Source organism: Nitrospira sp., from assembly GCA_024760525.1.
Lineage (GTDB): Bacteria > Nitrospirota > Nitrospiria > Nitrospirales > Nitrospiraceae > Nitrospira_D.
The window spans coordinates 1,322,799-1,338,032 of record CP060499.1 but is presented as its reverse complement, the minus strand read 5'-3'; the positions used below and the strand labels follow the sequence as shown (position 1 = coordinate 1,338,032).

15 protein-coding genes are annotated in these 15,234 nt (G+C 56.6%); 7 read left to right on the top strand and 8 right to left on the bottom strand.

Going from position 1 to position 15,234, the window contains the following annotated elements; translation table 11 throughout:
- Nucleotides 1-151 precede the first annotated feature (151 nt).
- The 4 genes from H8K04_06325 to H8K04_06310 are packed head-to-tail and all read left to right on the top strand — an operon-like array spanning nt 152 to nt 4,303.
- Nucleotides 152-1,396: a glycosyl transferase gene (locus H8K04_06325; GenBank protein UVT17160.1), complete on the top strand. Its 1,245-nt coding sequence runs from the start codon at nt 152-154 to the stop codon at nt 1,394-1,396.
- Nucleotides 1,393-2,718 (top strand): glycosyl transferase family 2, encoded by a 1,326-nt coding sequence (locus H8K04_06320; GenBank protein UVT17159.1) that lies wholly within the window; start codon nt 1,393-1,395, stop codon nt 2,716-2,718. Before H8K04_06325 ends, H8K04_06320 begins: the two co-directional genes overlap by 4 nt.
- On the top strand, nt 2,715-3,422 hold the full coding sequence (locus H8K04_06315) for a hypothetical protein (protein ID UVT17158.1): 708 nt from the start codon (nt 2,715-2,717) through the stop codon (nt 3,420-3,422). Before H8K04_06320 ends, H8K04_06315 begins: the two co-directional genes overlap by 4 nt.
- Nucleotides 3,422-4,303 carry an HAD-IIB family hydrolase gene (locus tag H8K04_06310; protein UVT17157.1) on the top strand — a complete coding sequence of 294 codons (882 nt, stop codon included), beginning with the start codon at nt 3,422-3,424 and terminating at the stop codon, nt 4,301-4,303. The genes H8K04_06315 and H8K04_06310 overlap by 1 nt, the downstream gene beginning before the upstream one ends.
- Before the next feature lie 28 nt (nt 4,304-4,331).
- Here H8K04_06310 and H8K04_06305 read toward each other — a convergent pair whose 3' ends face one another.
- Genes H8K04_06305 through H8K04_06280 form a run of 6 tightly spaced genes read right to left on the bottom strand, consistent with a single transcriptional unit; the run spans nt 4,332 to nt 8,939 of the window.
- A complete protein-coding gene (locus H8K04_06305) occupies nt 4,332-4,775 on the bottom strand; it encodes a type II toxin-antitoxin system VapC family toxin (GenBank protein ID UVT17156.1) in 444 nt (147 codons plus the stop codon).
- A gap of 4 nt (nt 4,776-4,779) precedes the next feature.
- Nucleotides 4,780-5,049 carry a hypothetical protein gene (locus H8K04_06300; GenBank protein ID UVT17155.1) on the bottom strand — a complete coding sequence of 90 codons (270 nt, stop codon included), beginning with the start codon at nt 5,047-5,049 and terminating at the stop codon, nt 4,780-4,782.
- A gap of 31 nt (nt 5,050-5,080) precedes the next feature.
- Nucleotides 5,081-6,220 carry an LPP20 family lipoprotein gene (locus H8K04_06295; GenBank protein ID UVT17154.1) on the bottom strand — a complete coding sequence of 380 codons (1,140 nt, stop codon included), beginning with the start codon at nt 6,218-6,220 and terminating at the stop codon, nt 5,081-5,083.
- Nucleotides 6,217-7,704 (bottom strand): hypothetical protein, encoded by a 1,488-nt coding sequence (locus tag H8K04_06290; GenBank protein ID UVT17153.1) that lies wholly within the window; start codon nt 7,702-7,704, stop codon nt 6,217-6,219. Before H8K04_06290 ends, H8K04_06295 begins: the two co-directional genes overlap by 4 nt.
- A 15-nt stretch (nt 7,705-7,719) precedes the next feature.
- Nucleotides 7,720-8,328 carry a penicillin-binding protein activator LpoB gene (locus H8K04_06285; GenBank protein ID UVT17886.1) on the bottom strand — a complete coding sequence of 203 codons (609 nt, stop codon included), beginning with the start codon at nt 8,326-8,328 and terminating at the stop codon, nt 7,720-7,722.
- Nucleotides 8,329-8,372: 44 nt separating this feature from the next.
- The gene (locus H8K04_06280; protein UVT17152.1) at nt 8,373-8,939 is read right to left on the bottom strand and encodes an LPP20 family lipoprotein; all 567 of its coding nucleotides are present in this window, start codon (nt 8,937-8,939) and stop codon (nt 8,373-8,375) included.
- A 146-nt stretch (nt 8,940-9,085) separates the two neighbouring features.
- Between H8K04_06280 and H8K04_06275 the strand changes: the two genes are divergently transcribed.
- Nucleotides 9,086-9,256, top strand: a complete 171-nt coding sequence (locus tag H8K04_06275; GenBank protein UVT17151.1) for a hypothetical protein — start codon at nt 9,086-9,088, stop codon at nt 9,254-9,256.
- Nucleotides 9,257-9,428: 172 nt separating this feature from the next.
- Here the strand turns inward: H8K04_06275 and H8K04_06270 are convergent, their stop codons facing one another.
- Nucleotides 9,429-10,802, bottom strand: coding sequence for a caspase family protein (locus H8K04_06270; GenBank protein ID UVT17150.1), 1,374 nt, complete (start codon nt 10,800-10,802; stop codon nt 9,429-9,431).
- 190 nt (nt 10,803-10,992) lie between these two features.
- Between H8K04_06270 and acs the strand changes: the two genes are divergently transcribed.
- Both acs and H8K04_06260 read left to right on the top strand, forming a co-directional pair.
- On the top strand, nt 10,993-12,882 hold the full coding sequence (gene acs / locus H8K04_06265; GenBank protein UVT17149.1) for an acetate--CoA ligase: 1,890 nt from the start codon (nt 10,993-10,995) through the stop codon (nt 12,880-12,882).
- A 52-nt stretch (nt 12,883-12,934) separates the two neighbouring features.
- Nucleotides 12,935-13,387, top strand: coding sequence for an IPT/TIG domain-containing protein (locus tag H8K04_06260; protein ID UVT17148.1), 453 nt, complete (start codon nt 12,935-12,937; stop codon nt 13,385-13,387).
- Nucleotides 13,388-13,791: 404 nt separating this feature from the next.
- Here the strand turns inward: H8K04_06260 and H8K04_06255 are convergent, their stop codons facing one another.
- Nucleotides 13,792-15,126: a hypothetical protein gene (locus H8K04_06255; GenBank protein ID UVT17147.1), complete on the bottom strand. Its 1,335-nt coding sequence runs from the start codon at nt 15,124-15,126 to the stop codon at nt 13,792-13,794.
- Between the last annotated feature and the right edge of the window lie 108 nt (nt 15,127-15,234).

Below are 15,234 nucleotides of genomic sequence, written 5' to 3'. Positions count from 1 at the left end.
CTAGCCACAGTCGACGATGGCATACCCCCTGCACTCTCTAACGGGTTTGTACTAGCATTATCCCTAGGTACACACTTCCATTTCGTCCCGCTGGCTTTACGACCGGCGTTCAGCAATAATCACGGCACTAGGGATCTCTAGAGAGGACACCGTGTCTGATTTTTATCAAAATGGCGTTGTGACCGTTCTGCACCGCCTTGGTCAGTCCAATACTGAACAACTTGAGGAGGAACTCGAACGGTATGCGAAGACGACTCCGATCGCGCTGGTCCTTCCATCGCTCTACGCAGAGTTGGAACGTCCTGCTCTCAAGCGTATCGTCGAAACCCTGAGCGAGGTCCGTTATATCAATGAGATCGTCATTTCCTTGGATCAAGCCTCCGCATTGGAATTCAGACTGGCCAAGCAATTCTTTTCCCAACTACCCCAACGCGTCCGTGTCATCTGGAATGACGGGACTCGAATTCAGGCTCTTCTCAATATATTGGTTTCGCATGAGATCGACATCGGGCTACAGGGCAAGGGGCGCGGATGTTGGACTGCCTATGGCTATGTACTGGCGCGAGGGGAAAGCCAGGTGATGGCGCTTCATGACTGCGACATTGTGAGCTATGACCGTCAATATCTCGCTCGCCTCTGTTACCCCGTGGCCAATCCGAACCTCGCATACGAGTTCTGCAAGGGGTATTACAGCCGGGTGACGGACCGCATGCATGGCCGTGTCACTCGCCTCTTCATCACCCCGCTGATCCGCAGCCTGCAATTGCTGGTCGGCCCGCATCCTCTCCTGTCGTTTCTCGACAGTTTCCGGTATCCGCTTGCCGGCGAGTTCGCGATGGTGCGTGATCTGGCCTGGATCAATCGCATTCCCGGCGACTGGGGGCTGGAAATCGGCATGCTGGCCGAGGTGTACCGCAATTGCGCGCTCCGGCGGATCTGCCAGGCGGATATCGCCGATGCCTATGAGCACAAGCATCAAACGCTGTCGACGCACAATCCGGATGCGGGCTTGTTGAAAATGTGCGTCGACATCACGAAATCTCTCTTTCGCAACTTGGCCAGCGAAGGGTTGGTCCTGTCGGAAAGTACGCTCAAGACCTTGCGGGCCACCTACCTCCAGGCAGCTCAAGAAGCCATCAGCCGGTACGAGAATGATGCCGCGATCAACAGTCTGCGCTTTGACCGTCATGAAGAGCGGCGCGCGGTTGAGGTGTTCCTCCGCGGGATGATGTTGGCCACCGACAGCTTTCTCGGTGACCCATTGGGCGTACCCATGATCTCTAACTGGAGCCGGGTCACCCATGCCGTACCCGATATCTTTCATCGGCTCATGGACGCCGTCGAACAAGATCACGCCTGGGACCCAACAGCGGAAACGCGGCAACCGACCCCATGAATAACGGTCTGATCCCACTCACAGCCGAGACCGAATCTCTCCTGGAAACGGTGCGCAGCGCCGATATCCTGGTCGGTATTCCCAGCTTCAACAATGCGGGGACCGTCGGCCACGTCGTCCGCGCGGTCGGCGCGGGCTTAGCCAAATATTTTAGCGGCCATCGCGCCGTCCTGGTGAATTCCGACGGTGGCTCCACCGATGGAACCGCCGCGATCGTAGCCCATACGATGGTCGATTTGGAGCCGCTCTTTATCAGCGATCGACAAAGCACGCTGCAGCGCATCGTGACCCCTTATCACGGCATTCCAGGCAAGGGCAGCGCCTTCCGCACGATTTTTGAGATCGCTCGGCGATTGAAAGTCACGGCCTGCGCGGTCGTCGATTCGGACGTGCGCAGCATCACACCTGAGTGGATGGAACTGCTCCTGCATCCCATCCTCAAGGAAGGCTACGACTATGTGGCGCCGTATTATCGACGTCACAAGTACGACGGCACGATCACCAACAGCATCGCCTACCCACTGACCCGCGCACTATACGGGCAGGAGGTTCGCCAACCGATCGGCGGAGATTTCGGCTTCACCGGAGAACTGGCCCAACACTATCTTGAAAAACATGTCTGGGAATCTGACGTGGCACGTTTCGGCATCGATATCTGGATGACGACCGAAGCGATCACGAGCGGCGCCAAGGTCTGTCAAAGTTTTCTCGGTGCCAAGATTCATGACCCCAAGGATCCTGCCGCCGACCTCTCATCCATGTTGCGACAGGTCGTCGGCGCCTTGTTTGCCTTGATGGAATCCCATGCGTCCAGTTGGCTACCGATCACCGGCTCTCGAAAGGTTCCTCTATTCGGCTTCCAATATGAAGTAGGGGTCGAGCCGGTCAACGTCAATGTCGAGCGGATGGTGGACTTCTTTCACCTCGGGCTCACGGATCTCCACGATATTTGGTCGCGCATTCTCTCGGAGGATTCACTGGATCAGCTGTCCCGCCTCCGAGGCGTGCCCATGCGGGACTTTCGCATTCCCGATGCGTTGTGGGCTCAGATCATTTATGACGCTGCTCTGGCGCACCATCGACACGTGCTTCCGCAGGAACATCTCCTGAAAGCGCTGACCCCTCTCTATCTAGGGAAAACCGCATCGTTCGTGCTCGATACCCAGGGACTCACGACGGCGGAAGCCGAGCATCTCATCGAAGGTCTCTGCCGAACGTTTGAGAAACAGAAAGAATACCTTGTCACCCGTTGGCCTCAGTCTCATGACGCGCGGGAAGTCATCGGTGCCGCTCGCGCAAGGCCTGAAAGGAGTCAGCCATGACTTCAACCTGGGAACATACCTTACTCGGACCAGTCACCACCCTCGGGGAACGCGTGCTCGCCATCCTTCCCAACATCCTGGCCATGATGGTTCTCCTATTAGTCGGTCTGGCAGTGGCCTATGGAACCGGACACTTGATGGAACGACTGCTTCGTGTCATCGGCTTGGATCGGCTCTGCGACCGAATCGGGATTGCCGGCGCCCTCCTGAGAGGAGGCATCAAATCCGATCCGTCCTATATCATCGGCCGCATCACGTACTGGCTTATCGTGATCTTCGCGACCACCGCATCGCTCGGCGCACTCGACGTCGCCCCGATCAATGAAGCGGCTCACTCGCTCTTATCCTACATCCCCCATTTGGTCACTGCGGCGGTCATCGGGATCATCGGCTATCTCGTTTCAAACTTTGTCTCTCAAGCCGTCCTTATCGCCGCCGTGAATGCCGGTTTGCCGCCGGCCCGCTGGATCGCAGCGGGTACGCGCTGGGGCATTCAATTGTTGACGGTGGCGATGGCACTCGAACAGTTGGGGATTGCCCAGCACATCGTGGTCGTCGGGTTCGGCATTACGTGGGGAGGCCTCGTCCTGGCCGCCGCGCTTGCCCTGGGGTTGGGCGGAAAGGATCTGGCGAAGGATTTTCTGGAGCGACGCTTGGCCGGACATTCCAGATCGCAGATCAACGAAGACTTACGCCATCTCTAATGACTATGTCACGCTATCTGCTCTTTACAGACCTGGACGGCTGTCTCCTAGACGCCAACACCTACTCTTTCGACGAAGCACGCCCGGCGCTTGCCGCTCTCCGCTCCCAGAACATTCCGGTCATTCTCGTTTCGGGAAAAACCCGCGCGGAAATCGAACCGCTTCGGGAACGCCTCGATCACCATGACCCCTTTATCGTCGAAAATGGAGCGGCGGTTTTCGTCCCTCATGGCACGTTTGACTTCCCATTGGAACGGTCTCGACGCCGCTCTTCGTATCACGTCATCGAACTGGGCACGCCCTACGCTCTCCTGCGTGATGTGCTGAGGCAAATCGAAGAGGCCGTCGGGACGCCGCTGCGAGGATTCGGCGACCTGTCGGTCGACGAAGTCATGGCGCAGACGGGGCTTGCTCGTGAAGATGCGCTGCGAGCCATGCTTCGGGAGTTTGATGAGCCGTTTCTAGTCAACGGGCCTCCCAAGCTGATCGAGGAAATCTGTCGCCAGATCGTGACACGCGGCCTCTGTTGGACGAGAGGCGGGCGCTTCTTCCACCTGACCGGAAACAACGATAAAGGGCGAGCCGCGGAAATTCTTCTCCGCTGTTATAAGCGGCAAGGACGGTTACACAAGCTGCCGGACGAGGTGGAAACCATCGGTATCGGCGATAGCTTGAACGATCTTCCGCTCCTGCTGACGGTCGATCGCCCGATATTGGTGCAAAAACCAGACGGTTCGTATGACCCGGACATTAACCTCCCGAACCTCATTCGCGCGCCGGGAATCGGTCCTGCCGGATGGAACCATGCCGTGCTGGAACTTCTACGCCAAGCCTCCGACGAGACGACCCGCGGCCGATCGGCCAATATCAGAGCCTCATGATCGCGGCGTCCCCACGCGCACGAACGCGCTAGTCTTCCGCAGGATTGATAATGTGCAACCCCGCGGTCTTGGACGCGGCCAACAGCTGTGTATCCGCGCTGACGACGGTCAACCTCAACGGTTTCAGTTCCAACGCCAGCGCAAGGTGCATGACCTGGGGCGATCGTAGGAACGGATACTCCAAGGCCAATTCCTTGGTGGCCAAGTAGGTCTCCATCTTCGGCGCAATGAACTGATAGAGCCCTTGCTTGGATTCAATCTCGAACTTGTAGAGAACGGAATAGCAATCATCCCGCGTAATCTGGCCCTCCTGCGCCCGCGCACACAGGATCGAATAGAAGTCCGTCACGGACCACGTCGGAACGATCGCCACTTTTCCCCGTTTCACCATCAGCTTGTTCACGATGCGGGTACCCCGCTCCATGCTGTACCGCTTGATGAGCGCGGTTGAGTCAAAATAGTAGTATGGCATCCCGTTACACCCTCCCTTTCAGAATGATTTCGGCGAGCGGCCCTTGGAGCTTGGAGAGCCGATCTTGCAGCTCATCGAGCGGCACCTCTTCATACCCTTCTTTTCGCAAGGTGTCGGCCAGATTGCCGTTATTGAAAGACACGGTGTCTTCCTTCAAGCGATCGTTCAATCGGCGCTTCGCCAGCCGGCTCGAAACTTTTTGCCCTGACTTGGTCAATCCCCGTCCCCTGCTCCGTGGAGCTCGACTTGCTGTTAGTTCATCCGACTTTTTCACAATCGCCGCCTCCTCATGAAAGAATGTTCGTTTACCGCCTCACCGATGATTCTTCTCGCGGGCAACCAGCCGGCATCACTGCCGCCTCGGGCAACGCGCCCTCGCCGAAGATATGCGAGGCGATCGCCCTGGCCACATCCGACGACAATTCTTGTTGTATGACACGGAGTGTCTTTGCGGTCGCTTCGCGCTCCGTCAAGTGCCCTTCCTTCCCACCCCGTGCCACTGCCCCGACGACCCGCTGCGCCACCGGATCCATAATCTCGAAATCACTGCACCATCGGACATACTTGAAGTATGGATCTTGGACATCGATGGGAAACAGCCGGACCGTGCCTCGAACGACCAATTCCGCAGAACCGGCTTCCGTGCTTGCCGCCTTGGTCGTCACGTGAAATCCTTCACGGACAAGCCCTTCTGCAAGTGCCCGTCCAACCGGCTCTGCATGATCACCCGACACTTGTACCGCAAGCACCAGATTCGTGGCAAGAAATTGCTCCAGTTCGCCGGATAATTCGTTGACCCGATAGGCGGACGGGGTTCCTCGTCCACTCACGCGAATCACACGCAAATCCGTATTGTAGATCTCGCGCAACACCAAATTGCGACCGGCCCGCCGAAGGGCGTGAACCTTGGCAAGCTTGTCGGTGGCCTGCCGGGCCTCGGCGACATCGGCGTCGATCGCGCGATCCAACGTCGAGACCTTGTCCATGAGCGATGACTCAGCCTGGGAACGGTTCATCACCGCCAAGGCATAGTGTATTCCTTCGTTCGTGTCGTACCACGCATCCATGATGCTCACATTTTCGAGCACCTTATCGGTCGAAACTTTCGTCACGTTGTCGATCGCCAACCGTCGTTCCGCATTGGAGACACCGCGGTTCTCAACGACCAAATAGGATTCCCAGTCTTTCGCCTGCGCTGCGACTTCCGCCTTGAAGATGCGGGCGACGGCCGCATAGGCCTGGTCCGCTGCGCTGTTCCGGCTGTCGGCTTGGCCGACGCCGGTCAGGTACTGGGTAGATGGATACTCCGAGCTCCGGCCCTCGACCCACTCCGGCTTTCCCTTTCCGGCGAACCACGCACACCCGGTCGATATGGATATGAGGCAGCACAGACTGATGAAGACCGCCGGGTTTTGCCTGAAGGCCGATCCACGACTGGGCATCATTGCATCACACGCTGAATAATGAACGTCGTCTGCCCGGCGGCAAGCGAGAGCGGTTGCCCGTTCTGCCCTATGGCCACTCCCGATCCCGACGGCTGAATGGACACTCGGTACTGACCCGGCGGTACCCATGCCCTGGCGACATGAATTTCGTCCGGTAAGGTCTGCCAACTTCGCTTGTCGGCTTCCTCAGACGCTACCGCCAGCCCCTTGGCCAACAACTCAACAAGAAGTCCGACCCATGGAGCGGCATCTTTGCCTGCGGCATGCTGAGCTCCTCTCGTCACTCCCTCCGCCATCGCGAATTTCGTGGCGGCTCGAGCGAGAGCCTTCGCGGTAATCGCCGGCAAACGTTCCGACAGGCTCTTCTCGGCGAGGGCCGTCACATTATGCGCAAGTTCCGATCGCACCGTGACCGAACGGCCGTCTGAATCGGTCAGCGTCATGTTTTCAAACGCCACCCGCGTTTTTTGCGGAACCAACCTGGGGAGCGCAACGCGGACGACCCGTCCGTTGAGTCCATAAAGCACGCCGTCCATTGCGCGATTTCGCGGATAGGGAGACTGGAAGACTCCACGATTGATCAAGACCAACTGCAGCGCATCCGGACTGATAGGTAAATCCAAGTACAGATCCTCTTTTCGTGGAGCGCGCCCATTATAGCTGATCATCACGACTTGAGCGAGTTGCTCCAGGGATGAGAACGGCTGCCACGACGCATCAGGGAATGTTTGCCGGTAGGACGTGAGCTCGGTCGTCAGGTTAAGCGCCTCCGCCGTGCGCAAGAGATCTCCGCGCAAAGACGGAGGAGACGACATTCTCAGCCATCCCCGCATGGCATCATAGGCCTCATACGCGTTGCGATACGCGATAAATGCGTTATTGAGGTCGCCGGCCGCTTCGTACAAGATGCCGCTGAGGTACCGAGCAAACCCGTCGTTTCGGTATTTGCCGGTATCCGTGACTCTGTCACCCAGCATGTTGAGGCGGTGATCGACGCGCCGCGCCTCTACCAGTGCTTCCTGAAGTTGTCCCAGTGCCGCATAGTTGAGGGCGTTGACCACGTTGATCATCACGTGCTCGTAGGCATCACCTTCATATGGCAAGGTGTTGTCATTGGTCAGAAAGGCGGCGGTTTCCGAACGAATACTCCTGGTGTAGAGACGTTCAACTTCCTCTTCGGCGCGCTCGAACATGTCACTACTTTGCTGATACTGGCCCGCTAACTGCAGCACCATGCCGCGATCCATCTCGTACAGCAGCCGCCCTTTGGCCCCATATTCCTTCTGGGTCTGCTCGACAATCGCCGCCGCCCGCTGGGGATCACCGGCAACGAGGCTTTGTTCGATAAGGAGGTAGCGATTGACGGAAGGACCGCACCCGGTGGAGAGCACGAGGACGGCAAGCAATAGGGCCAGGGAGATTGGGATGGTAATGCGCACCCGCACCGAACCACTGTGGACGAAGCGTGGGAAGAGTGGGCTCAACAGCGTCCGTGGAACCTAAAAGATCGTGCGTTTCTTCTCCACCACTTTCTTGATCTTCTTCTGTCCGTACCAAACCTTGGCATTGTTCTCCAGATCGATCATCTGAAGATCCACCTGGTAAAATACTGCTTTGGTTCCGTCGACTTCGTCGAGAATGGTGGCGATCGTACCCTTCATCATGAAATCCGCCCCGATCTCTTTCCCGGGGGCTTTCTGCGTTTCTTCACGAGCATAAATAGCTTGCTCTTTCCGCTCGGTTCGAACTTCGTCACGCTCACCCTTACCGGCTACGAAGGTGACTTTTTGAGAATTGGTGAGCTCCCGTTCCAGATCCGTAATAAACGTCTGCACGCTGATATGTTCATGGCTGCTGTTCAATACCGTCCCGACGACGACGACAGGCTGCCGCTGGTTCGCCTTCTCAAAATTTCCGAGCCAGGGATATTGTAACGCCTCTTTGACCATCGCCTCCGCCACCATCCTGGAATCCGTATCATTCCACCTGCCGCTCAAATCAGTGACGACCCCTGCGTCGACACGAGTCACCTTGGTTGCCTGTCCGCATCCGAACAAAGCGAGGGCCGCACCAAGCATGACGACAAGAGAAGGACGACACGGTTGCATCACGATAGACCTCCGGGAAGGAATAGATGTCTCATGCGTCGAGATTAGTGCACACCTCGCTTTTCTTCTTCCTTCTCCAACCGTTCAAACAAACGATCGGCATTCTTCCGCACGAAATCCCGGACTTGGGAATTGAGTTCTTTGGCCTGCTCCAAATTATTCTTCATGTCCTCCAAGCTCAACTTGGTCAAGACGTAATAGGTATTGGTCTTGGGATCCATATACTGATCGATCTTACGGACGCCGCTGAGTGTCGTGGTCGTGATGGTCTTGATGGCTCTCTCGACATTCTGCTCTTCCGTATTCCGGGTGAAATCCCCCGCGGTGGTCGACGCGGCGTAGTCTCTCATCAGATATCCGGTATAGGTCTCAAACGTCCTGGCAATTTCCGCCCTGCCGCGGTTTTCCGCCGTGTCCCAGGCGAGCGGCGCATTCCGTACCCCGGCTACCGCCCCCACGCCATAGAATGCCTTCGTATCTTTCTCGTTAAATGCCCCTGACCCCTGCTGAACCCATTTGGGAGGACCACCACAAGCCACAAGTCCCAGGATGAGAAGGACGGCAAGACCGGATCCGACCAGTCTTGAACGAATCGCTTGTGACCTGATCATACAATCCTCCTTAGGGTGAATAAGTATAATTGCTGTACGTATAACATCCCGCGCAAAAACGTTCGAATCATGCTAGCATGCGATTTTTGGGCAGTCAACGCAACGCGCGCTTCGTGCGGCCGCACTATCGATAAGGAGAAGACTCTGTGGCAGAGATCCAAATTGAGGACGGCATCATTAGCATTCTTAACCTTGATATCCAAGATCCAAAAACCGCCGCAGTACTCTCGGCCTACCCTCAAGAGCGTTGGGCGGAGATCACTCGGCGAGCCGTGAAGATCGGCCTCGGATATCTCAAGGGTGGTGAAGCTGACTAACCGGTTTTCGACAAACTAATTTCCTGTTTATGGACTCACAAGAGCCCGCAGGCTGTTCAAAAAGACCTTCCAGCAAGGCCGCAACGAGCGAGGAGGCGAAGCGTACTCAGTCCCGTACGTTGAGCCTCTGAGCAACGTGAGAACGAAGCTGGAAGACTTTTTCAACAGCCTGCTAGGGCTTTGGAGCGTGATCTGCCTGACTGACGGCAGCATGAGCCCGAGCATGTGTGCCGCCCAGCTCTACGTACCGGCGAAATGCCTCCACTGACTTGGGCTGATCATTGAGATGATCGGCGTACAGCGCCCCCAATGCAAAGTAGACGTCTTGATACCCGTTGTTCACGCGCACTGCTTGCCGGAGGGCCGCCTCGGCGTCAGCAAACTCTCTCCGCTTTTCGTGAATCAATCCCAGCGTGTAGAATGAATCCGGGTTGTCCGGCGCGTATTTGACCGCAAGAAGACCGGCGTTCAGGGCCTCATCAAGGTTCGGCATCACCTCTAACAGGACATAACTCTTCAGCACGTAGGCATCACCGTAGGTCGGATCATACCCAATCGCCCGGTCCAGCCGCTCGACCGCTTCTTCCGTCGACTTTCCTTCCTGCAGCAGCGCAAAGGCACGTTCGTATTGAACCTTGGCTTCCTGCTGCCGTTCGAAAGGAGTCCGAGGTCCGGCTCCAAGCGTAAATGCCGACTTTTTTCCTTCGATCAGCACGGTGTCGCCATCACCGTCGATTCGTAGACTGGTCGGATGCTGTGATCCTTTGGAGACCGCACCGACCTCTTGCACGAGATAGGTGCCGAGCTCGGAGGCCATGAGCCAGCCGTTTCCGTCCAGATCTGCAGACCCTGAAAGTCCGTTCAACAGCGTCTGAATAAAGCGGCTACTGTGATCGAAGCGACCGGAGACTTCTCCTTTACTGGCCGCGCTGATGACCTGAACCGCCCGGCGCTCGGTGTCCGACTCCGGGCCAACCCGTCCTTCCAAGGAGAGTCCCTGTGGTTCGGTTGTCTCCCACCCATAGACCGGCGCATCCAGAATGAGCAGTGTGTGTTTCGAAGCCGACCTCCTTGTAAACTCTTTGAGATGCTCGACCGTAATCGATTTGGCTGCGTTATTGAGTTGTGCATCCAATGGAACCAGGTATCCCCGATCTTGCCCGTCAGCATCTTGTATCGACCCGGCATGACCCACATAGAAAAGAACCAGCCGGTCCATGCGCCCTACTTTTCTCGGCAACATGTCGTGCAACAGCTGATGTAGACGTCGGCCGCTTGCATCCTTGTCGTACAGTTCGACCACCTCGTCGAACCCCAATCGCCGGAACGCCTCGGCGACCTTCTTGGCGTCGTTGATCGCTCCCGGAATGGACGGCGCAAGAACATAGTTCTCGATTCCGATAATGATGGCCCAAGATTTGTAATAAAGACCTTCCGGTTTTCCCAATTGAGCTTCAGCGGTGGACGGGGCGCCGATCGAGAAAATACCGGACACGTGAGCAACCAGCAGAAAGAGACCCAACACATTGATCACGCAGCGTTTCATAAGATGTCTTGCAGCGACGTCAAATCAGCCTATCCCCGGCTTCGACACGTGTCAAGAAACGCAAGAGGGAGGCCGGGCGCGGCCGGAACGAATAGAGTCCTCGAGAAAATGTATGGTTGCAGGTGTCCTCGGGTTTCTCCATAATTGTGTCTTTGCGGTTGACCGCCTTGAAGGAGGAGACCCTTCTGCCATGAGCGACAAGATCGAAACCCTCTTGAAGGAAAGCCGGACGTACCGGCCGACACCCAAGACAATAGCCGCAGCCTACATCAAAGACTACGAAACCGAATACAAGAAATCCATCGCCGACCCGGAAGGGTTTTGGAGCGAGGCCGCAAAGGAGCTCGAGTGGTTCTCTCCTTGGGACAAGGTCCTCGACTGGGACTATCCATGGGCCAAATGGTTTGTCGGGGCACGATGTAACATTGCCTATAACTGCCTTGACCGTCACGTGAAGACCTGGCGCAAGAATAAAGTCGCGCTGATCTGGGTGGGCGAAAACGATCAAGAACGAATTTTTACGTATAGCGAACTCTATCGGCAGGTCAACCGCTGCGCAAACGCTCTCAAAAAGCTGGGGCTCCAGAAAGGTGATCGCGTCACCATCTACTTGCCCAAAATCCCCGAACAGGTCGTCGCCATGCTGGCCTGCGCCAGGATCGGCCTCATCCACAGCGTCGTCTATTCGGGTTTCAGCGCTCCGGCCCTTGCCAGCCGTATCAACGACGCGGAAACCAAGGTTGTGATTACGGCCGATGTCGGGTTCGACCGCGGCAAGGCCATCCACTTGAAGCCCGTCGTGGACGAGGCACTCAAGACTTGCCCGACGGTCAACCATGTCGTTGTCGTCCAGCGCCAAACGCAAAATCCGTCCCTTGCTGCCCCAAAGGAAATCGACTGGAACGCATGGCTGGCTTCTGAGCGACCGGTCTGTGAAGCGGAGCCGTTGGACGCCGAAACGCCGCTCTATATTCTCTATACGTCCGGCACCACCGGGAGGCCAAAGGGCGTTGTCCATGTGCATGGCGGATATATGGTCGGCACCTATACGACGACGAAGTATGTGTTCGACCTGAAAGACGACGACGTGTACTTCTGCGTGGCCGACCCAGGATGGGTCACAGGCCACAGCTATATCGTCTATGGCCCGCTGCTCAACGGCGCCACGATTTTGACCGCAGAAGGCAAGCCGGACTATCCGAATCCCGGCCGATGGTGGGACCTCATTGAACGGTATGGCGTATCGATTTTCTATACGACCCCGACAGCCATCCGCCTGCTCATGCGCTACGGCGAAGACTGGCCGAAGAAATTCGATCTCTCGACGCTCCGCATCCTTGGAAGCGTAGGAGAACCGATCAACCCGGAAGCGTGGGAATGGTTTCATCGTGTCACGGGCGAGGACAAACCCATCATGGACACCTGGTGGCAGACCGAAACAGGATCGATCCTGATCACCCCTCTTCCCACCGTGCCGCTGAAACCCGGCTCGGCCACGCGACCGTTTTTTGGGATTGAAGCCGATGTCGTCGATCGTGAGGGGAATTCCCTCCCTGTCAATGCCGGTGGTTTCGCCGTCATCAAGAAACCCTGGCCCGCCATGATGCGCACTATTTATAAGGATCCTGAACGCTACAAAACCTACTGGACCACCATCCCCAATTGCTATACCGCCGGCGATGTCTGCCACAAGGACGCAGACGGCTATCTGTGGTTCATGGGCCGCGCGGATGACGTGATTAAGGTGGCCGGAAATCGGCTTGGCACCGCCGAAGTCGAAAGCGCGTTAGTCAGCCATCCCGCCGTCGCGGAGGCTGCCGTGATCGGCAAACCCCACAAGACAGTCGGCGAGTCGATCAAAGCCTTCATCATCCTGAAACAAGGAGAAACCGAAAGCCCGGCCTTGATCAAGTCGATCAAGGATCAAGTCCTGAAGGAATTGGGCAAGATCGGGGTCCCGTCTGAAATCGACATCGTGGCTTCGCTCCCGAAAACCCGGTCCGGAAAAATTATGCGGCGAGTGCTCAAAGCAAAAGAGCTGGGACAAGACCCGGGAGATATTTCGACCATCGAGGAATAACGTACAGACCAGTGACACACGATCTATCCTGAACTCATTGAAGGGAATCACAATGGCGCAACCAACCATTTTTACAGCAGCACTCTTGTTCGGTGCACTCACCCTGCCGTGGCAAGTCATCGGCCCGGACCTCACGTTTGCCGAGGACCAGAAATTCAAAGCGACTCCACAATCCAAGACCATCAAACCGAAGACGGAACCCAAGTTTCACTCAGCTGAAACCGCCGCAAAGGCCAAAGCCTGCTTCGGCGTCGCTCCGCAGATCGCCAAGCTGGTTCCTGATGAAGGAAAGCCTGGCGCCAAAGTGACCATCAAGGGCATGCAGTTCGGCTCGCCCGAATGTTTGCGCGGCGTGTCATTCGGCCCGGGCCAAGCCGCCGTTTTTACGATGCGCAACGAGTCCACGATCGTGGCCACCGTCCCGACCATCAGTCGTAAGGGTCTTGTGATTGTGACCGTCACAACAGCTTCCGGCGAAGATTCCAAAGCATTCTTGCTCAAGTAGCAGAACCGCGCGGCGAGTCTTTCGGCATGAAGTGGGGAAGAAAACCAGGTGAGCCGATCTATCTCAGGTGGCACCTGCTGAGCCTTGCCTTGGCCGTGGTTTTCCCCCTCGTCTGCCTACAACTGTACAAGGTTTACATCGGGCCGCTAAGCTTCGATGCTCAGTTGGGTGTGGGGCTTTTCGTCTCTCTCGTTCTCGGCCTCGCACTTCACTTCGCCTTCCGTGCTTCGGCCAAGAACCAGCCTTAGGATCGAGGCAGATTAAGAATCGCTTAAGTGCGGCAGTGACTAACTAACATGGCGCGTGCTGGAGTCTTAAGTGGCATGATTCAGCTGGCATTCCTGCGCTATGCACGGGTCAAGATCCGCCCCTCACTCTTTTGCTCAACCCTCGCGACATGTTGTTCAAGTAATCCCTTGGTCTGTCAGATCTAGTAGACCATCCTTGGTGCCCGCGATTGGGTACCGCCGCACACACACCATCGAGTACGGTCCTTCAAACACCAGCGAGAGCTCGACAACAGCTGGTTCTACAAGCCAGGCGAGAGCAGAGGCCGGAGCAAGATCCTCGTCGAACAAAAGATGCGGGTGGGTCTGACGAGAAACTCGACTGGGTGACTTCGCGAATATCTTGCTCAGGAGAAGTACACACTCGTGGAAGAGCTTCTGACCATCCCAACGTCCAAGCCACCATCGCTCATTGATGGCGATCCGAGCCCCTTGAGGATTCCGAGGACCTCCGATTCGGATCCGCCCCATCCACTCCGGGCTCTCGTCCCAGTACAAAACTAACAAGCCTAGGTCTTCGACCGAGACAGCGTTGGATTCAGGGGGACTCGCTGTTCGCCGCCGTCGCTGCTGCAACAATACTGCATATAGTCGGATGATGAGGTCGTCAATCCGGTTCCAGTCGAAGGACTTGGTCTTCCCCTTGAGCAGGTCGAGGAGGGAACTACCAGGAAGTTGCCAGGAACTGGGCAAGCTCGGGTCAATCCGAACCATGATCTCTGGTGTGAAAATGTAGGGATCCATCTCCTCATAGAAGTCCTCATTGGCCTCCGCAATAAACTCCTGGACTTGGAGGCCATCGTTGTCGATATGTTCTTTGAGCTGGCACTCGATGAAGTCGTTCCGGAAGTCAGTTGACATCGACGGCGCCATCTGGACGGCAAAACTGGTCATCGGCATGGCCACTCGCTTGCTTCCGAGCCAGAGAATGGGTCCACCCTCGACCAAAAGCCTCTCCATTTGATAGAGAATATCGCCACTGACACCGCCCGTCGATGTGTGGGACCTCGCCTCCTCAAGATTAACGCTGCGCTTCTTCTTCATCCAGTCGAAAAGGGTAGCGATTCGTTTCTCGTCTTCACTATGAAACATCACGCGTACCTCCAACTCGAGGGGGCTGGAAGTATCCCGGACCAGCAGACCAGTAAAAGGGTCGTAGGCGTAGACGTGGCGTCCGGCCCGCAATGCATAGTCGCGTTCGAAAGACACCCAGAACGAGGACGCGGATGCGCCTCCACGCAAGTATATTAGCGCGTCGCAGTCGAGAATGCGGGGCACGATGGTATCGCTCACAGCGTGGGCGGGGTCAGGTTCAACACGCCGAAATATGACGAGCTTTGGGTGCTTCTTCGCCTTCTTGGCCAGCTTCGCAAGCTCTGCAACGCCGTCTAAGTCTTGGTAAGAGTGTGAAACGAAACAACGGTTGGGTAGATCGGCCCAAGGATCAGTCATGAGATCCTCCCTGTCTCACGTAGATTCTGGTACTGTCATCTACAAATTCATGTCGGACTAACCTCCGGTATTAGCCGTGCCGAATTGCTGCGTCGTCTGCAGCGGCGG